The following is an 18,159-nucleotide window of genomic DNA, read 5'->3' as shown; positions in this document are numbered from 1 at the left end:
CCCCACGCACGTTCCGTAGCCGTGCCGGTAGGCTTCCCCGGTGCGTGGAATCCTACTTGCCGGCGGCACCGGATCCCGGCTCTGGCCGATCACCCGGGCGGTCTCGAAGCAGCTGATGCCGGTCTTCGACAAGCCGATGGTCTACTACCCGCTCTCCACCCTGGTGATGTCCGGGGTCCAGGAGATCCTGGTGATCACCACCCCGGAGGATCAGGACCAGTTCCGTCGGCTGCTCGGCGACGGCAGCCAGTTCGGGCTGCGGCTGGACTACGTCACCCAGGAGCGCCCGGAGGGCATCGCGCAGGCGTTCATCCTCGGCGCGGACTTCATCGGCGACGAGTCGGTGGCGTTGATCCTCGGCGACAACATCTTCCACGGCGTGGGTCTGGGCCGGCAGCTCGCCGACCACGGTGACCCCGTCGGCGGGCGGGTCTTCGCCTACCAGGTGGCCAACCCGCAGGAGTACGGCGTGGTCGACTTCGACGCCGACGGCCGGGTGCTCTCGATCGAGGAGAAGCCGGCCCGGCCGAAGTCCCGCTACGCGGTGCCCGGTCTGTACTTCTACGACAACCGGGTGGTCGACATCGCCCGCAAGCTCACCCCGAGCGCCCGGGGCGAGCTGGAGATCACCGCGGTCAACGAGGTGTACCGGGAGACCGGCGAGCTGTCGGTGACCGTGCTGGACCGGGGCACCGCCTGGCTGGACACCGGCACGTTCACCTCGATGATGCAGGCCGCCGAGTTCGTCCGGGTGGTCGAGGAGCGGCAGGGCCTCAAGATCGGCTGCGTCGAGGAGGTGGCCTGGCGGGCCGGCCTGATCGACGACGACCAGCTGCGCGCGCTGGCCGCGCCGCTGACCAAGAGCGGGTACGGCGACTACCTGCTTCGCCTCCTGGACGAGCGCGACGGCAGCCACGGGGTGTCCTGGTGAAGCTGCGGGAGCTGAGCATCGAGGGCGCCTGGGAGATCACCGCGCAGCAGCACGGTGACGCGCGCGGCATGTTCATGGAGTGGTACCGCTTCGACCGGCTCGCCGAGGCGGTGGGGCACCCGCTGCGCCTGGCGCAGGCCAACCTGTCGGTCTCCGCGCGTGGCGTGGTGCGTGGCGTGCACTTCGCCGACGTGCCGCCCGGCCAGGCCAAGTACGTCACGTGTGTGCGTGGCGCGGTCCTCGACGTGATCGTGGACCTGCGGGTGGGCTCGCCGACGTTCGGCCGGTGGGAGGGTGTCCGGCTCGACGACACCGACCGCCGGGCCGTCTACCTCAGCGAGGGCCTGGGGCACGGCTTCTGCGCGCTGACCGACGACGCGACGTTGAGCTACCTCTGCTCGGCGACGTACAACCCGACGGGTGAGCACGCGGTGCACCCGCTGGACGAGGAGTTGGGCATCGAGTGGCCCGCCGACGTCCCGCTGCTGTCGGCGCGCGACGACGCGGCGCCGACCCTCGCCCAGGCCCGCGAGCGGGGCCTGCTGCCGGAGTACGACGCGTGCCGGCGGTTCGTTTCGAGCCTCGGGGCGGACGGAATGTCGCACTCAGCCGGTATGTGACCGCCCCCGAGGCACGACCTGCGGTGTGACAGTGACGAACCGGGCCTCCGGGCGGCTAATGTCACACCATGGAGCGGCGAATCTTCGGCCTCGAGACCGAGTACGGCGTCACCTGCACCTATCGCGGGCAGCGGCGGCTGTCCCCGGACGAGGTCGCGCGGTATCTGTTCCGTCGCGTGGTCTCCTGGGGTCGGTCGAGCAACGTGTTCCTGCGCAATGGGGCCCGGCTCTACCTGGACGTCGGGTCGCACCCGGAGTACGCGACACCGGAGTGCGACTCGGTGACCGACCTGGTCGCCCACGACCGGGCCGGCGAACGGATCCTGGAGGGTCTGCTCGTCGACGCGGAGAAGCGGCTGCACGACGAGGGCATCGCGGGTGAGATCTACCTGTTCAAGAACAACACCGACTCGGCCGGCAACTCGTACGGCTGTCACGAGAACTACCTGGTCTCCCGGCACGGCGAGTTCGGGCGGCTCGCCGACGTGCTCATCCCGTTCCTGGTCACCCGGCAGTTGATCTGCGGGGCCGGCAAGGTTCTGCAGACCCCGCGCGGCGCGGTCTACTGCCTGTCACAGCGGGCCGAGCACATCTGGGAGGGCGTCTCCTCGGCGACCACCCGCAGCCGTCCGATCATCAACACCCGCGACGAGCCGCACGCCGACGCCGAGCGTTACCGGCGGCTGCACGTGATCGTCGGGGACTCCAACATGAACGAGGTCACCACGCTGCTGAAGGTCGGCACCGCCGACATCGTGTTGCGGATGATCGAGGCCGGGGTGGTGATGCGCGACCTGTCCCTGGAGAACCCGATCCGGGCGATCCGGGAGGTGTCGCACGACATCACCGGGCGTCGCAAGGTCCGGTTGGCCTCCGGTAAGGAGGTCAGCGCCCTGGACATCCAGCAGGAGTATCTGTCCAAGGCCACCGAGTTCGTGGAGCGCCGGGGCGGCGACCAGGCCGCCAAGCGGGTCGTCGAGCTGTGGGGCCGGGTGCTCAACGCCGTGGAGACCGGGGATCTGGAGCCGGTCTCCCGTGAGATCGACTGGGTCACCAAGCTGCGGTTGATCGAGCGTTACCAGCGCAAGCACGACCTGCCGCTGTCGCATCCCCGGGTCGCGCAGATGGACCTGGCGTACCACGACCTGCGCCGGGGTCGGGGCCTCTACGGGCTGCTGGAGCGCCGTGGTGAGGTGGACCGGGTCGCCACCGACCCGGAGATCTTCGAGGCCAAGGAGACCCCGCCGCAGACCACCCGGGCGCGGCTGCGCGGCGAGTTCATCCGGCACGCCCAGGAGAAGCGGCGGGACTTCACCGTCGACTGGGTGCACCTGAAGCTCAACGACCAGGCGCAGCGCACCGTGCTCTGCAAGGACCCGTTCCGGGCCTACGACGAGCGGGTGGAGCGGTTGATCGCCAGCATGTGACGGGTGTGCCGGCCCCGGCGGTGGTATCCGTCGCCGAGGCCGGCCGGCCCGGTAGGCTGGGCGCGCCATGACGACTTCTGGATCTTCCGACCGCCCCGAGCGCGGCACCGAGCGGCAGAACTGGGTCGAACGCCGGCGGGAGAAGATCCGCGCCGAGATCGACCGTAACCGCCGCGGCGAGTACACCGTGCCGACCTGGGTGCTGGCCCTGGCGCTGGTGCTGATCGTCGGCGGCTGGCTCGCCCTGATCTTCCTGGCCTGACCCCGCGGCGGGCCGGTACGCGGTGCGGGCTGCTGCGCGGGACCATCCAGCCCGCACCGGCGTACGCGCCGTCCGTGTCGCGCCGAGCGCTGGCGGACGTCAGGAGTCGAGGCGGCCCCGGACCGTGGGCGTGCGGCGGTGGGTTCCGCCGCCACCCGGGCTGTGGGCGGCCCCGGCCAGCCAGTCCTCGCCGCTCGTGTCGGCGGTCGAAGTGTGCCAGTCTTCGCCGGTGCCGGCCGCGCGACCGGTCGTTGCGGTGCCTGCCCAGATGACGTGTCGTCTCATGGGCACGACGCTAACGTCGACTTGTCAGAAACCCGTGAGGGTCCGGTTGGGATTTGTTGGCGCTGTCACCGTGCCCGCCACGGTCGGCAGCGCCGCGCGGTGGCGACGGACACCGGTCAGGGCAGCAGGGTGACGGCGTGCCGACCGGCCGCGGCGGCGGCCAGGAAGTAGGCGTGGTCGGCGTCGAGGCCACGGCCCATCGTGGACAGCGGCACGGTGCTGGCCCGCAGCGCGGCGTCGAGGCCGCCGGTGGGCACCCGGACGACGCGGTGCCGGGCGGCCAGGGGGGCCAGCGCGGCGTCCACCTCGGCGGCGAGGTCCGGCTCCAGGTCGTCGGGCAGCACCAGGTCCGCCGGGGCGAGCGCGACCCGGCCGTACGCGGTGAGGCTGTGGTGGGACACGCCCCGGTGGCGGGGGCGGGGGTCGGCGGCGGAGATCCGCAGCGATCCGACCGGCCGGCCGCCCAGCGTGGCGACCGCGTTGACGGCCTCGCCGACGGCCACCCCGGAGAAGCCCCACCGGGTGCCGGTGCCCAGGTTGCCGGGCCCCTGGGCGACCACGGCCACGTCCGCGTGCAGCACGTGTCGGGCGGCGAGCAGGCCGCCGTGCAGGGTGGTGGCCTCCAGGTCGCCGCCGAACGCCTGCCCGACGGTGATCGTGCCGGCCAGGTCGCCGCGGAGCCCGGCGAGGGTGCGGGAGAACCAGGCCGGCAGTGCCCCGCCGTCGGTGAGCAGGTACGCCACCCGGGCGTGCGGAGCGTCGGCCCGGATGCCGGCCAGGATCGCCGGCAGGGCCGAGTGCAGGTCGGCGGTGACCACCGGCAGGCCGGCCAGGTCGTCGGAGTCGGCGAGCACGTCGCGGTGCGGGGAGGCCTCCTCGTCGACGCCGAGCAGGATCGGTTGCAGCGGCGTGTACCGGGCCTTCACGAGGTGTCCGGCGTCGCGGGTGTCACCGGCGTCCGGCGGGTCCGGCGGCAACCGGTCCGGCAGGGCCACCACCAGGGCGTAACCGCCGGTGCCCAGCCCCATCAGCAGGGCTCCCGCGTTGAGCAGCACCCGGTCGCCGGGCGCGGGGGTGCCGACCAGTTCCGGGTACGCCAGCGCCCGCATCCGCGTGCCGTCGGGCAGGTCGACGTCCAGTTCCACCGCCCCGGTCCACTGCCGTCGCAGCGTCGCCACCGTCCCCGTACGCCATCGCACCATGACGGGCACGCTAGCCGCGCGTGCCCGGCGGCCCGCGCCCGGGTGCGGGCCGTGGCGTGGTTCAGGTCTGCTCGGGGCCGCCGCCGGCGTCCGGGCTCGGCCGGGCCTGGGTGTGCCGGGCGGTGCCGGTGGCGCCGGGCAGCGAGCGGGTGGGGTCGAGGAAGACGAAGCGGATCTCCGGGTACCGCTCGGTGAGTCGCCGCTCGGCCTCGTCGGCGGTGGCCTCGATCTGCGCGCCGGTGGCCTCGTCGCGGAAGTCGACCTTCGCGGCGACCAGGATGTCGTCCGGGCCGAGCTGCATGGTGAGCAGGGTGTCGATGCGTTCCACCTCGGGCAGCTCGGCCAGCTCCCGCTCGATCTCCCGACGCAGCCGCGCCGGGACCGCCCGGCCGACCAGCAGCGACAGGTTGTTGGCGGCCAGGATCCCGGCGACGGTCAGCAGCAGCAGACCGATCAGGATCGACGCGACGCCGTCCCACACCTCGTCGCCGGTGGCGTGCGACAGGCCGACGCCGAGGCCGGCCAGCAGCAGACCGATCAGGGCCGCGCTGTCCTCCAGGAAGACCGCCTTGACGGTGGTGTCGGCGGTCAGCCGCAGGAACCGCCACGGGGTCGTCTCCCAGCGGCGGGACTCGCGACGGACCTGGCGCACCGCCCGGGCCAGCGAGATCGACTCGATGACGAACGACACCCCGAGCACGATGTACGAGATCAGGTAGTCGCCGCTGTGCTCGTGCACCAGGATCGTCGTGACGCCGTGGGTGACGGCGAACCCGGCGCCGGCCACGAAGGTGAACATGGCGGCGAAGAACGCCCAGACGTAGCTCTCCTTGCCGTACCCGAAGGGGTGCCGCTGGTCGGCCGGCCGGGCGCCGCGGCGCAGCGCCTGGAAGAGCAGCACCTCGGTGGTGGTGTCGGCGACCGAGTGCGCCGCCTCGGAGAGCATCGCGGCCGACCCGGAGATCAGTCCGGCGATCAGCTTCGCCACCGCGATGGCGAGGTTCGCGGCGCCCGCGACGACCACGGTGCCGACGCTCTCGCTCTCCGGCCTGGCCTCCGCTTGCGACATGAGAGCCACCCTATGACCGGTGGTGGCGGCGCGCCGCGGTAGTGGCCCGCGACACCACCGATCCGAACAGATGTGCGGCACGCCCGCGCGGGTGCACGGCTCGGGCGCGTCGGCTGCTAGCGTCTACCCGTGTCGCGGACCCGCACCGAACGCCTGGTCAACCTGGTGATCTGCCTGCTGTCCACGCGACGGTTCCTGACCGCCGCGCAGATCGCCGCGACCGTGCCCGGCTACGAGCACGATCCCGACGACGCGCGGGACCACGAGGCGTTCCAGCGCAAGTTCGAACGGGACAAGGCCGAGCTGCGTGAGCTGGGCGTGCCGTTGGAGACCGGGACGGCCAGCGCCTTCGACGCCGAACCGGGCTATCGGATCGCCCACCGTGAGTACGCGCTGCCGGACATCCCCCTGGAACCGGACGAGGCCGCTGCGGTGGGCATCGCCGCCCGCCTGTGGCAGCACGCCGGGCTGGCCGCCGCCGCGTCGTCCGGGCTGGCCAAGCTGCGCGCCGCCGGCGTGGACGTGGACCCGCAGGCCACCCTCGGCCTGGAGCCGATGGTCACCGTCGACCCGGCGTTCGCGCCGCTGACCGCCGCCGCCCGGGACCGCCGCGAGGTCGGCTTCGACTACCGGGTGCCCGACCGCGACGCGCCCAGCCGCCGCCGGCTCCAACCGTGGGGCGTGGTCTGCTGGCGCGGCCGGTGGTACGTGGTCGGCCACGACCTGGACCGCGCGGCGACCCGCTGCTTCCGACTGTCCCGGGTGGTCGGTGCCGTCCGGGTGACCGGCGCGCCCGGCGCCTACCAGCCGCCGGCCGGTGAGGACCTGATCAACCACGTGGCCCGCTGGTCGGGGCCGGTGGAACGGACCGGCCGCGCCACCGTGTTGGCCGTGCCGGGCCGGGCCGCCGGGCTGCGCCGCTGGGCGGTCGAGGTGACCGCCGGGCCCGACGGCGACCGGCTGGTCCTGCCGTACGCCGACCCGGACGGGCTGGCCGGGCACCTCGTCGGGTACGGCCCGGACGTGCGGGTGCTCGACCCGCCGGAGGTCCGCGAGGCGGTCATCCAGCGGCTCAAGGAGATCGCCGTGCGCCACGACGAGCTGACCGTGACCGGAGGTGCCCGGTGACCCGTCCCGCCGCCCGGGGTGGCTCCCGCGCGTCCGCCGACCGGTTGGCCCGGCTGCTCAACCTGGTGCCGTACCTGCTGGCCCGGCCGGGCATCGAGATCGCCGAGGCGGCCGGTGACCTGGGTGTCACCGAGCGGCAGCTCCGGGAGGACCTGGAGTTGCTCTGGGTGTGCGGCCTGCCCGGGTACGGCCCCGGTGACCTGATCGACATGGCCTTCGACGGTGACCGGGTGACCATCACCTACGACGCCGGTATCGACCGGCCGCTGCGGCTCACCCCCGACGAGGCCCTCGCGCTCGTGGTGGCGCTGCGGATGCTCGCCGAGACGCCCGGGGTGGCCAACCGGGAGGCCGTCGAGCGGGCCCTCGCCAAGATCGAGGACGCGGGCGACCTGGTGGGCGCGCCGGTGGCGGTCCGGCTGCCTGGGGACAACCGGCGGGTGGAGGCGCTGCGCGCGGCCGTGGAGGGCGGGAAGGCGCTGCGGATCACCTACTACACGGCGGCCCGGGACGAGACCACCGAACGGGTCATCGACCCGCTGCGGGTGCTGATGGTCGGTGGCCGGGCGTACGTGGAGGCGTGGTGTCGACGCGCTGAGGCGGTCCGGCTGTTCCGGGCCGACCGGATCGACGCGATCACCGAGTTGGACGAGCCGGCGACGGTGCCGCCGCAGGCCGTGCCGCACGATCTCACCGAGGGCGTCTTCCGTCCCTCGCCCGACCTGCCGCTGATCACCCTGCGGGTCGGACGGGGTGAGCGGTGGATCACCGAGTACTACCCGTGCGAGCGGGTGGAGGCCGGCGACGGCGACCAGTGGCTCGTCTCGCTGCGGGTGACCGACCTGGGGTGGGCGCGTCGGTTCGTGCTCGGGCTCGGCCCGGAGGTCACCGTGGTGTCCCCGCCCGAGCTGGCCGAGCAGGTCCGGGCGACGGCGGCCGCCGCGCTGGACGCGTACGCGGTGCCCGCGCCCGCGGCCGTCGACCCGGCGGTGCTCGGTGGCGCGCCGTCGGGCGACCCGGCGGTGGCGGGCCGCACCCAGTAGGCTGACCGCCGTGCTGATCTGGATCGTGCTCGCGGTGGTGCTGCTCCCGCTCGTGGCGCTGGCGCTGGCCGTGCGTCCGGTGCTGACCCGGCTGCCCCGCCTGCGCCGGGCGGCCGTGGCGTTGCAGCGGCGGGCCGCCGAGGCCGAGACGCTGCGGGAGTCCGCCGAGGCGTTGCAGGAACGCGCCGAGGGGGTCCAGCGGCAGCGCGACACCGCGCAGCGGCGGCTCGCGGTGATCAAGGCCAAGCGCGGCTGACCGACCGGCGTCGCCGCACCCCACCCGCGGCGGTTGACGGATCATCACGCGTTGGTCAAGACTTCACCGGCCGGGGCGGACCACCACCACCCGGCGGGTGGCAACCGACCGATCCGCACGTACGATGGGCTGCGTACCACCCCCGGACACAGAGCGACTGGAGCTTCTCATGGGTGCCCTCAAGCCGTGGCACATCGCAGTTCTCGTGGTTGTGCTGATCCTGCTCTTCGGCGCGAAGCGGCTTCCTGACGCGGCCCGTTCGCTGGGCCGTTCGCTGCGGATCATCAAGGCCGAGACCAAGAGCCTGCAGGACGACGACCGCGACCTCGCCGAGAAGGCCGACGCGCAGGCCGGCTACCAGCCGCTGCCGCCGCACGCCGGGCAGCAGGCGCCGTACGCCGGTCAGCCGCAGCAGGCTCCGTACCAGGCCCCGCCGCAGCAGCCGGTCGTCGACCCGGTGCACCGCGTCCGCGACAACTGACCGAAGGGCCCGAGTCCCGTGGCCTTCGCACTGCGTAAACGCGGCCCGAGCAGTTTCGAGCGGGCCGCCGACGGTTCGATGACGCTCATCGAGCATGTCCGCGAGCTGCGCAACCGTCTCTTCCGCGCGTCCGTGGCGATCCTGATCGGCTTCGGCCTGGGCGTGTGGCTGGCCAAGCCGGTGCTGCACCTGCTGCAGCAGCCCTACTGTGACCTGCCGCAGGCCCGGATCGTCAACGGCAAGTGTGAGTTCGTGCAGCTCGGCCCGGCCGACCTGTTCCTGCTCAACCTGAAGGTCGCGCTCTGGGTCGGCCTGATCGTGGCCGCGCCGGTGTGGCTCTACCAGCTCTGGGCGTTCATCGCGCCCGGGTTGCACCGGCACGAGCGGCGCTACGCGTACTTCTTCACCGCTCTGGCCGCGCCGCTGTTCGCGGCCGGTGCGGTGCTGGCGTACTTCGTCACGGCCAAGGGCCTGGAGTTCCTGCTCAGCATCTCGGACAGCGAGATCAGCACGACACTGGAGATCACCAAGTACATCTCCTTCGTCACCAACCTGATCCTGCTGTTCGGTGTGGCGTTCGAGTTCCCGTTGATCGTGCTGATGCTCAACTTCGTGGGCATCGCCAGCGCGAAGCGGCTGCTCAGCTGGTGGCGTGTGGCGATCTTCGTGTTCTTCGCGTTCTCCGCCGTGGTCACCCCCACCCCGGACCCGTTCGGGATGACCGCCCTGGCGATCTGCCTGTCCGCGCTCTACTTCGGTGCGGTGGGCATCGCCTTCATCAACGACCGGCGGCGCGGGCGTGGCAAGGAGATCTACGCCGGCATCGACGACGACGAGGTGTCGCCGTTGGAGTACGACGCGGATCCGGTCGTGGCCGGGCAGCGGGTCGACGCGTCCGCGCCGATCGGTGCGCCCGAGCCGATCGCGAAGCCAGCGCCGATCGAGCGTCGTTACGACGACATGACCTGACGGCTGCGCGCCGCCCGGTTCGCCGACGCCGTCCCCGTTGTCCGGGGGCGGCGTCGCCGCGTCACCCGCCGCGCCGGCGCCGGGACCGGCCGTGACGGTGCCTGCCCCCGGTGAACGGCGGGTGTCCGACCGGTACGGTGCTGCCCGTGACCGCAGACGATCACCTGCCCGGCCCGGTCGCCGTGCTCACCAACCCGACCGCGGGGCGGGGACGCCACCGCGCCGTGCTGCCCCGGCTGCTGGACGGGTTGGCCGTCGCCGGCCGGCCGGTCCGGCTGCTGTCGGCGTCCAGTCCCGCCGAGGCGGAGGCGGCGTGCCGTGCCGCGGTCGCCGAGGGCGCCGGTGCGCTCGTCGCGATCGGCGGGGACGGGACCGTGCACCGCGCGTTGCAGGCGGTCGCGGGCACCGGCGTGCCGTTCGGGCCGGTGCCGGCGGGCACCGGCAACGACTTCGCGCTGGACACCGGCTTTCCCGCCGATCCGCTCGCCGCGGTGGCGGTCATCGCCGACGCGCTGCGTGCCGGCCGGACCCACGTGGTGGACCTGGCCCGGATGACCGGCGCCGACGGCGTCGAACGCTGGTACGGGGCGGTCCTCGCGGCCGGGTTCGACGCGATCGTCAACGAGCGGGCCAACCGGATGCGCTGGCCGCGCGGCCCCCGCCGGTACGACCTGGCGATCGTGGTCGAGCTGGCCCGGCTGCGGCCCCGCCGCTACACGCTGCGCCTTGACGGGGTGCCGCACGAGCTGGACGCGGTGCTGGTGGCGGTGGGCAACTGCCCCACCTACGGCGGTGGGATGCGCATCTGCCCCGATGCCGACCCGACCGACGGGCTGCTGGACGTGGTGGTGGCGGGCCGGGTCAACCGGCGGACCCTGATCCGGGTGAAGCCGCGCATCTACCAGGGCACCCACGTCAGCCACCCGTTGGTGACCAGCTACCGGGCCCGCACCGTGGAGCTGGCCGGCGAGGGCATCACCACGTACGCCGACGGGGAGCGCTCCCTGAAGCTGCCGGTGACGATCAGCGCCGTGCCGGGCGCCCTGAAGCTGCTGCGCTGACCCGCACCGCGCCGATGCTCGCCACGATGACCAGCACGATGGCGGCGCACTCCAGCAGGGTCAACGCCTGACGCAGCACCAGCCACCCGGCGAGCGTGGCGATGGCCGGGCCGAGGCTCATCAGCACCGCGAAGGTGGCGGTGGGCATCCGCCGCAGCGCCAGCAGCTCCAGCGTGTACGGCAGGCCGGAGGCGAGCACCGCGAGGGCCGTACCGAGTGCCAGGACCGGCGGGTCGAGCAGTACCGCGCCGCCGTCGACGATGCCCAGCGGCAGGGTCACCAGCGCGGCGACGGTCAGCGCCAGGGCCAGCCCGTCCGCGCCCGGGAACCGGCCGCCGACCCGGGCGCTCAGCACGATGTACGCGGCCCACATCGCGCCCGCGCCGAACGCGAACGCCACCCCGGCCGGGTTGAGCCGGTCGAAGCCGCCCTGCCCGAGCAGCGCCACCCCGGCCAGGGCGAGACCCGCCCAGCACCAGCTGACCAGCCGGCGGGCCGTGCACACCGACAGCGCCAGCGGCCCCAGCACCTCCAGGGTGACCGCCGGACCGAGCGGGATGCGTTCGATGGCCTGGTAGAACAGCGAGTTCATGCCGGCCAGCGCCAACCCGAAGCCGCCCGCGGCCAGCCAGGCCGACCGGTCGTGGCCGCGCAGTCGGGGCCGGCACACGACGAGCAGCAGCATCGCCGAGATCGTCAGCCGCAGGGTCACCGCGCCGGCCACCCCGGTACGCGGGAAGATCAGCGCGGCCACGGCGGAGCCGAACTGCACCGACAGCGCCCCGCCGAGCACCAGCCCCACGGCGGCGACGCCACCACGGCGCTGCAGAGGCGCGTCGGCCGGTCGCGGTGTGGGCAGCAGGGTGTCGGTCACGGGCACGACGCTAGGCGGTCGCCGTCGCCCACCTCCCGGCGGTGTCCACCATCCTGGCGGCGGAGGGCGGCCGGTACGGCGACGGCGAGCTACCGGTGAGCCGCATGCCCGTCCGACGGCACCGCAGCCGCGGGTCAGGCGGGCAGGGCCAGGTCCAGGACGGCGCCGAGCCCGTTCTCCCGACCCGGGTCGGCGGCCGGGAGCACCAGCACCGCGCAGCCGGCGGCGACCGCGCCCGCGTCCGCCGGGGTGTCGCCGACCATCAGCGTCTGCTCGGGGTCGACGCCCAGCATCCCGCAGGCACGCCAGAAGATCGCCGGGTCGGGTTTGCAGCGCCCCACCTCGTACGACAGCACGAACGCGTCGACCAGGTCGGTCAGGCCCCAGGCGTCGAAGTGTGGCCGCAGGTCGAAGCCGATGTTGCTGACCACCGCCACCCGCACCCCGGCGTCACGCAGCGCGGTCAACGTGGGGGCGGTGTCCGGGTACGGCAGCCAACCCTCGGCGATCAGCAGCCGCTCGTAGAGAGCGTCGGCGAAGCCCTCGATGCCCGCGTCGACGGTCTCCGCGAGACCGGTGTACGCGCCCCGGTGGGCGTGCGGGTAGAGATCCCGGTCGGCCCACAGCTCGGCCAGCCGGGGCGGCACCCGCGCCGGCAGGGGCCCTCCGGCGCGCCCGGCGGTCAGCAGCCGGTCGGCCAGCGAGGTGGCCCGGACCCGGTCCAGGGTGACCCCACAGGCCGCCGCGGCCTCCAGCACCCACTGCCGGGGCTCCTCGACCTGGGCGAGGGTGCCGTGGAAGTCGAAGAGCACCGCCTTGACGGGCCGTCGGGACGCCCGCGGGGCGGCCGCGGCCTCGGCGCTGCCCGGCGCAGGGGTCTGGGGCGGTTCGGCATGGTCCGGCACGCCGTGCACCCTACCGAGCCCCGCCGACGACCCCTCCGGACGGCCTTGTGGGGTGTCCTGTCCTGGCACGCACTAATCTTGGTGCCATGTCGAGCCCCGCCGAGCGGTACTCAGCGGCGCGCCGCCGAGCCGCGCAGGCCGCACAGTTCCCGGCGCTGGACGAGTTCGCCCTTGACCTGGGGTTTGACCTCGATGACTTCCAGCGGGAGGCGTGCCAGTCGCTGGAGCGGGGCAGCGGCGTTCTGGTGTGCGCCCCGACCGGAGCCGGCAAGACCGTGGTGGGCGAGTTCGCCGTACACCTGGCTCTGCGCGGGCGGCCCGGCGACCCGGCGGCGGCCGACGACCCGGCGACGCCGCCGACCCGGCGCAAGTGCTTCTACACCACGCCGATCAAGGCGCTGTCCAACCAGAAGTACCACGACCTGGTCGCCCGGTACGGCGCCGAGCAGGTCGGCCTGCTCACCGGCGACAACGCGATCAACGGCGACGCGCCGGTGGTGGTGATGACCACCGAGGTGCTGCGCAACATGCTCTACGCGGGCTCCAGCACCCTGCAGGGGCTGGCGTACGTGGTGATGGACGAGGTGCACTACCTGGCCGACCGGTTCCGCGGCGGCGTGTGGGAAGAGGTGATCATCCACCTGCCCGCCTCGGTCACTTTGGTCTCGCTGTCGGCGACCGTCTCCAACGCGGAGGAGTTCGCCGACTGGCTGGTCACCGTGCGCGGCGAGACCGCCGTGGTGGTCAGCGAGCACCGGCCGGTGCCGCTGTGGCAGCACATGCTGGTCGGCAAGCGGATGTTCGACCTGTTCCACGACGCCGACGCGGCCCGCAAGCACGACGTGCACCCGGAGCTGCTGCGCTACACCCGCGACCAGATGCGCCGCCTGGAGCTGGGGGAGGGCCGCAGCGCCGGGCCGGGCTCCGGTCGGCGCGGCCCCCGGTGGCGCGGCCCGATGCGCCCCGACATCGTCGACCGGCTGGACCGGGAGGGTCTGCTGCCGGCGATCCTGTTCATCTTCAGCCGGGCCGGCTGCGCCGCCGCGGTGCAGCAGTGCCTGGCCGCCGGCCTGCGGCTCACCTCGCCCGACGAACGCGCCGAGATCCGCCGGGTCGTCGAGTCCCGGGTCACCGCCATCCCCGGCGAGGACCTGTCGGTGCTGGGCTACTGGGAGTGGCTCGACGGCCTCGAGCGCGGTCTGGCCGCCCACCACGCCGGCATGCTGCCGGTGTTCAAGGAGGTCGTCGAGGAGCTGTTCGTCCGCGGTCTGGTCAAGGCGGTCTTCGCCACCGAGACCCTCGCGTTGGGCATCAACATGCCGGCGCGCTGCGTGGTGCTGGAACGCCTCGTGAAGTACAACGGCGAGGCGCACGTCGACCTGACCCCGGGGGAGTACACGCAGCTCACCGGTCGGGCCGGCCGGCGGGGCATCGACGTCGAGGGGCACGCCGTCGTGGTGTGGTCCCCGGAGACCGACCCGCGGCACGTGGCCGGGCTCGCCTCCACCCGCACCTACCCGCTGCGCTCCAGCTTCCGGCCCTCGTACAACATGGCGGTGAACCTCGTCGGCACGGTCGGCGCGGAACCCGCCCGGGCGTTGCTGGAGTCGTCGTTCGCCCAGTTCCAGGCGGACCGGTCGGTGGTCGGCCTGGCGCGGCAGGTGCAGCGCAACACCGAGACCATCGAGGCGTACGGCGCGGAGGCCGCCTGCCACCACGGCGACTTCGACGAGTACTTCGCGCTGCGGGTGGCGATCGCCGACCGGGAGAAGGCCATCGCCCGGCAGGGGCAGACGCAGCGCAAGGCCGCCGCCGTGGCGTCGTTGGAGCGGCTACGCGTCGGCGACGTGATCCGGGTGCCGTCCGGCCGCCGCGCCGGCCTGGCCGTCGTGCTGGACCCGGCCACCGGCGGGTTCGGTGAACCCCGGCCGCTGGTGCTCACCCAGGACCGCTGGGCGGGTCGGGTCAGCCCCGGCGACTTCACCACCCCGGCCGAGGTGCTGGCCCGCATCCGGGTGCCCAAGCACTTCAACCACCGGTCGCCGGGTGCCCGCCGGGATCTGGCCGCCGAGGTCAGCGGCACCGGCCTGGACCGGCACGGTGGCCGCCGGGGCGGCCGTTCCCGGCAGGTGGCCGGCGAGGACCACCGGCTCACCCAACTGCGCGGTGAGCTGCGCCGCCACCCCTGTCACGCCTGCCCGGAGCGGGAGGAGCACGCCCGGTGGGCGGAGCGACGCCGACGGCTGGAGCGCGACACCGAGGAGCTGCGCGAGCGGGTCTCCGGGCGTACCGGGTCGCTCGCTCGCACGTTCGACCGGATCGTCGCGTTGCTGACCGACCGTGGCTACCTCGCCGGCGACGGTGCGGTGACCGACGCCGGCCGGATGCTGGGGCGGATCTGGACGGAGGCGGACCTGCTGGTCGCCGAGTGCCTGCGCCGGGGCGTGTGGGACGGCCTCTCCCCGGCTGAACTGGCGGCCGCGGTGTCCGTGGTGGTCTTCGAGGCGCGCCGCGACGTCGACGAGCGCGCGTCGTTGCCGCGTGGCCCGGTGGCCGACGCGGTCGACGAGACGCTGAAGCTGTGGGGCGAGATCGAGGCCGACGAGGCGGCCCGGGGCCTGACCGCGACCCGCGAACCGGATCTCGGTTTCGCCTGGCCGGTCTTCCGGTGGGCGCGGGGTGAGGCGCTGGCCAAGGTGCTCGGCAGCGGGCACGAGATCGACGGCGAGATGCCGGCCGGTGACTTCGTCCGCTGGGCGCGGCAGGTGGTCGACCTGCTCGGTCAGCTTTCCGACTCCGGGGGCGCGTCGCCGGAGCTGCGCTCCACCGCCCGGCAGGCGATAGCGGCCATCAACCGGGGTGTACTGGCATACCACACCTCTGCCTGATCATCACTTTCGGTCAACGCCGCTATCGAATCGACGCATCGGACGGTCACCGCGACGGCACCCCCCGGATAGCTCGGGGGGCGCTGTTGCGGCTGCTCGGAGCACCCCTGATCATTGCCCGAGCGCCGTGTTTACGCGCCGGTAACGAATGGGGAGAAGGCCGCCGTGGCGGAGATCAATCACTTTGAGTACGGGTGGATCACGCCCGCGCTGAGCTACGCGCTGTCCGTGCTCGGGTCGATCCTGGGGCTGGTCTGCGCCGGGCGCATCCGTACGGCCCGCACCGCCGGGCAGCGCGCCTGGTGGGGCCTGCTGGCCGCCTGGGCGCTCGGCGGCACCGCCATCTGGGCCATGCACTTCATGGCCATGCTCGGCTTCGCCGTCGACGGCACCCGGATCCGCTACGACGTGCCGCTCACCGCCGCCAGCACCGCCATCGCCGTGGTCGCGGTCGCCATCGGCCTGGCCATCGTCGGCACCGGCCGCCTGAACCCGGCACGGCTGATCGCCGGCGGCATCTTCACCGGCGCCGGCGTCGCCGCCATGCACTACACCGGCATGGCGGCGATGCGCCTCAACGGCGACCTCGGCTACGACACCACCCGGGTCGTGCTCTCGGTGGTCATCGCGGTCGTGGCGGCCACCGTCGCGCTGTGGCTCGCGATGACCGTCCGCCGCGCGGTGGCCATCTTCTGCTCCGCGCTGGTGATGGGCGTCGCCGTGAACGGCATGCACTTCACCGGCATGAGCGCGGTCTCGGTGCACCAGCACGAGACCCGTGGTGCGGTGACCGGCGCCAGCGTGGGCGCGCTGCTGGTGCCGATCGTCCTCGCGGTGATCTTCGGGGTGGTCGGTCTGCTCTACGCGCTGCTCGCCGCCCCCACCGACGACGACCGGGCCGCCGCCGCGTACCTGGACGCACGGCGGTTGCCCGAGGCGGCCCCGGCGGCACCCACCGCGGCACCGGACCCGGTCGGGCTGCGTGCCCGCTCCACCCTCGGTCAGCCCGGCACTCCGTTCCCGTCCCGGCGGGACAACCCGCCCCGGTAGGCGATCCCGGCGTCAGGTCTCCCGCTCTGCCATCCGCAGGTGGTGTCGGTGTTGAATGTGAGAGCCGCTCTCGACAGCGGCTCGGCACGGCAACCACAGGAGACAGAGTTGAACTTTCTGCGCCTCGGCCCGGCCGGTCGGGAGATCCCGGTCGTCCAGCGTGACGGTACGACCTTCGACCTGCGCGCCCTCACCGCCGATCTGGACGGGGTGTTCTGGTCGTCGGACGGGATCGCGCGTACCCGGGCCGCGCTCGACCGCGGCGAGTTGGTCGAGCTGCCCGACGCGGACACACTGCGGGTTGGGGCGCCCATCGCGCGCCCCAACAAGATCGTCTGCATTGGACTGAACTACCGTGACCACGCCGCGGAGACGGGTGCGCCGCTCCCCGCCGAGCCGGTGGTCTTCATGAAGGACCCGATGACGATGGTCGGGCCGTTCGACGACGTCCACGTCCCGCGCGGCTCGACGCAGACCGACTGGGAGGTCGAACTCGCGGTCGTCATCGGTACGACCGTTCGCTACGCCGGGTCCCCGGAGCACGCCCTGCGGCACGTCGCCGGGTACGCGGTGTCGCACGACGTCTCGGAGCGTGGTTTCCAGCTTGAGCGCGGCGGTCAGTGGGACAAGGGCAAGAGCTGCGAGACGTTCAACCCGCTGGGGCCGTGCCTCGTGCCGGCGGACGAGGTGGACGATCCGCAGGCGCTGTCGCTGCGGTTGTGGGTCAACGGGCTGCTCCGCCAGGACGGCACGACCAAGGACATGATCTTTCCGGTCGCGCACGTCGTCTGGTATCTCAGCCAGTTCATGGTCCTGTATCCCGGCGACGTGATCAACACGGGGACGCCGGCCGGGGTGGCGCTCGGGCTGCCGGATCATCCGTACCTGCGCGCCGGTGACGTGGTGGAGCTGGAGATCACCGGCCTGGGGCGGGCGCGCCAGACGCTGGTGGTGGCATGAGCGGGGAGTTCGACGGGCTGAGCGCGATCGTCACGGGTGGCTCGTCCGGCATCGGTCGCGCCACCGCCGAGGAGCTGCGCGCCCGGGGTGCCCGGGTGGCCGTCCTCGACCTCGACCCGAGCGGGCTCGCCGAGGACATCGCCGGCTTCGCCGCCGACGTGGCGAGCCGTCCGTCGGTGGCGACGGCGGTTGCCGCGGCCGCCGACGCGCTCGGCGGCATCGACGTGGTGGTCAACAACGCCGGGGTCGGAGCGACCGGCACCGTTGTCGACAACAGCGACGACGAGTGGCACCGCGTGCTCGACGTCAACGTGGTCGGCATGGCGAGAGTCGTCGGCGAGGCCCTGCCGTGGCTGCGCCGCTCCGAGCACGCGTCGGTCGTCAACGTCTCGTCCATCGCCGCGCTCAACGGCCTGCCGGGGCGGGCGCTCTACTCGGCCAGCAAGGGTGCGGTGCTGTCGCTGACCCTCGCCATGGCCACCGACCACGTCCGCGAGGGCATCCGGGTCAACTGCGTGTGCCCCGGTACGGCGGACACACCGTGGGTCGGGCGTCTGCTGGCGCAGGCGGAGGATCCGGACGCCGAGCGGGTGGCGCTGCGGGCCCGCCAGCCGATCGGACGCCTGGTGACGCCGGAGGAGGTCGCGAACGCGATCGTCTACCTCGCGTCGCCGAGGGCGGGTTCCACCACGGGTACGGTGTTGGACGTCGACGGTGGAGTCACCCACCTGCGGGTGCGGCCGTGACG

General features: G+C 73.3%; 19 protein-coding genes. 14 read left to right on the top strand and 5 right to left on the bottom strand.

Translation table 11 applies throughout. From position 1 onward, the window contains the following. Positions 1 to 40 precede the first annotated feature (40 nt). From rfbA to O7620_RS09330, 4 genes are all read left to right on the top strand, one after another. Complete coding sequence (gene rfbA / locus O7620_RS09345) at positions 41 to 931, top strand: glucose-1-phosphate thymidylyltransferase RfbA (RefSeq protein ID WP_151488937.1); 891 nt, start codon at positions 41 to 43, stop codon at positions 929 to 931. Beyond that, entirely contained in the window at positions 928 to 1,551 is a 624-nt protein-coding gene (gene rfbC, locus O7620_RS09340; protein WP_151488936.1) for a dTDP-4-dehydrorhamnose 3,5-epimerase, read from the top strand. Before rfbA ends, rfbC begins: the two co-directional genes overlap by 4 nt. Before the next feature lie 68 nt (positions 1,552 to 1,619). Next, positions 1,620 to 2,978, top strand: coding sequence for a Pup--protein ligase (gene pafA, locus O7620_RS09335; protein ID WP_278122705.1), 1,359 nt, complete (start codon positions 1,620 to 1,622; stop codon positions 2,976 to 2,978). A 67-nt stretch (positions 2,979 to 3,045) separates the two neighbouring features. Beyond that, positions 3,046 to 3,240 carry a hypothetical protein gene (locus O7620_RS09330; RefSeq protein ID WP_151488934.1) on the top strand — a complete coding sequence of 65 codons (195 nt, stop codon included), beginning with the start codon at positions 3,046 to 3,048 and terminating at the stop codon, positions 3,238 to 3,240. Positions 3,241 to 3,339: 99 nt separating this feature from the next. Here O7620_RS09330 and O7620_RS09325 read toward each other — a convergent pair whose 3' ends face one another. The 3 genes from O7620_RS09325 to O7620_RS09315 all read right to left on the bottom strand — a co-directional run bounded on the left by O7620_RS09325 (position 3,340) and on the right by O7620_RS09315 (position 5,796). After that, positions 3,340 to 3,525, bottom strand: coding sequence for a hypothetical protein (locus O7620_RS09325; RefSeq protein WP_151488933.1), 186 nt, complete (start codon positions 3,523 to 3,525; stop codon positions 3,340 to 3,342). Between the two features lie 116 nt (positions 3,526 to 3,641). Then, entirely contained in the window at positions 3,642 to 4,727 is a 1,086-nt protein-coding gene (locus tag O7620_RS09320; protein ID WP_278122704.1) for a DUF3866 family protein, read from the bottom strand. A 61-nt stretch (positions 4,728 to 4,788) separates the two neighbouring features. Further along, positions 4,789 to 5,796 (bottom strand): cation diffusion facilitator family transporter, encoded by a 1,008-nt coding sequence (locus tag O7620_RS09315; RefSeq protein WP_278122703.1) that lies wholly within the window; start codon positions 5,794 to 5,796, stop codon positions 4,789 to 4,791. Between the two features lie 129 nt (positions 5,797 to 5,925). On the opposite strand from O7620_RS09315, the gene O7620_RS09310 reads away from it, so the two are divergent. The 6 genes from O7620_RS09310 (at position 5,926) to O7620_RS09285 (ending at position 10,734) form a co-directional block, all read left to right on the top strand. After that, on the top strand, positions 5,926 to 6,924 hold the full coding sequence (locus O7620_RS09310; protein ID WP_151490693.1) for a WYL domain-containing protein: 999 nt from the start codon (positions 5,926 to 5,928) through the stop codon (positions 6,922 to 6,924). Further along, positions 6,921 to 7,967, top strand: coding sequence for a YafY family protein (locus O7620_RS09305; RefSeq protein WP_278122702.1), 1,047 nt, complete (start codon positions 6,921 to 6,923; stop codon positions 7,965 to 7,967). The genes O7620_RS09310 and O7620_RS09305 overlap by 4 nt, the downstream gene beginning before the upstream one ends. 10 nt (positions 7,968 to 7,977) lie before the next feature. Then, complete coding sequence (locus O7620_RS09300; protein WP_278122701.1) at positions 7,978 to 8,223, top strand: hypothetical protein; 246 nt, start codon at positions 7,978 to 7,980, stop codon at positions 8,221 to 8,223. 169 nt (positions 8,224 to 8,392) lie between these two features. Beyond that, positions 8,393 to 8,704, top strand: a complete 312-nt coding sequence (gene tatA, locus O7620_RS09295) for a Sec-independent protein translocase subunit TatA (protein WP_139584298.1) — start codon at positions 8,393 to 8,395, stop codon at positions 8,702 to 8,704. 18 nt (positions 8,705 to 8,722) lie between these two features. After that, positions 8,723 to 9,673: a twin-arginine translocase subunit TatC gene (gene tatC / locus O7620_RS09290; RefSeq protein ID WP_278122700.1), complete on the top strand. Its 951-nt coding sequence runs from the start codon at positions 8,723 to 8,725 to the stop codon at positions 9,671 to 9,673. Between the two features lie 137 nt (positions 9,674 to 9,810). After that, a complete protein-coding gene (locus O7620_RS09285) occupies positions 9,811 to 10,734 on the top strand; it encodes a diacylglycerol kinase (RefSeq protein ID WP_278122699.1) in 924 nt (307 codons plus the stop codon). Here O7620_RS09285 and O7620_RS09280 read toward each other — a convergent pair. Together O7620_RS09280 and O7620_RS09275 are read right to left on the bottom strand one after the other, a co-directional pair. Next, a complete protein-coding gene (locus tag O7620_RS09280; protein ID WP_225854581.1) occupies positions 10,697 to 11,608 on the bottom strand; it encodes an EamA family transporter in 912 nt (303 codons plus the stop codon). The two genes, O7620_RS09285 and O7620_RS09280, sit on opposite strands and share 38 nt — an antisense overlap. A 134-nt stretch (positions 11,609 to 11,742) precedes the next feature. Continuing rightward, a complete protein-coding gene (locus O7620_RS09275) occupies positions 11,743 to 12,513 on the bottom strand; it encodes an HAD-IA family hydrolase (protein WP_278122698.1) in 771 nt (256 codons plus the stop codon). An 86-nt stretch (positions 12,514 to 12,599) separates the two neighbouring features. On the opposite strand from O7620_RS09275, the gene O7620_RS09270 reads away from it, so the two are divergent. The 4 genes from O7620_RS09270 (at position 12,600) to O7620_RS09255 (ending at position 18,157) form a co-directional block, all read left to right on the top strand. Continuing rightward, complete coding sequence (locus O7620_RS09270; RefSeq protein ID WP_278122697.1) at positions 12,600 to 15,401, top strand: DEAD/DEAH box helicase; 2,802 nt, start codon at positions 12,600 to 12,602, stop codon at positions 15,399 to 15,401. A 165-nt stretch (positions 15,402 to 15,566) separates the two neighbouring features. Continuing rightward, complete coding sequence (locus O7620_RS09265) at positions 15,567 to 16,451, top strand: MHYT domain-containing protein (protein WP_278122696.1); 885 nt, start codon at positions 15,567 to 15,569, stop codon at positions 16,449 to 16,451. Positions 16,452 to 16,559: 108 nt separating this feature from the next. After that, entirely contained in the window at positions 16,560 to 17,411 is an 852-nt protein-coding gene (locus tag O7620_RS09260) for a fumarylacetoacetate hydrolase family protein (RefSeq protein ID WP_278122695.1), read from the top strand. Further along, complete coding sequence (locus O7620_RS09255; RefSeq protein ID WP_278122694.1) at positions 17,408 to 18,157, top strand: SDR family oxidoreductase; 750 nt, start codon at positions 17,408 to 17,410, stop codon at positions 18,155 to 18,157. The genes O7620_RS09260 and O7620_RS09255 overlap by 4 nt, the downstream gene beginning before the upstream one ends. Positions 18,158 to 18,159 lie beyond the last annotated feature (2 nt).

Origin of the sequence: Micromonospora sp. WMMD710 (assembly GCF_029626045.1) — a bacterium.
GTDB lineage: Bacteria > Actinomycetota > Actinomycetes > Mycobacteriales > Micromonosporaceae > Micromonospora.
This window is presented reverse-complemented; position numbering and strand designations above follow the sequence as displayed.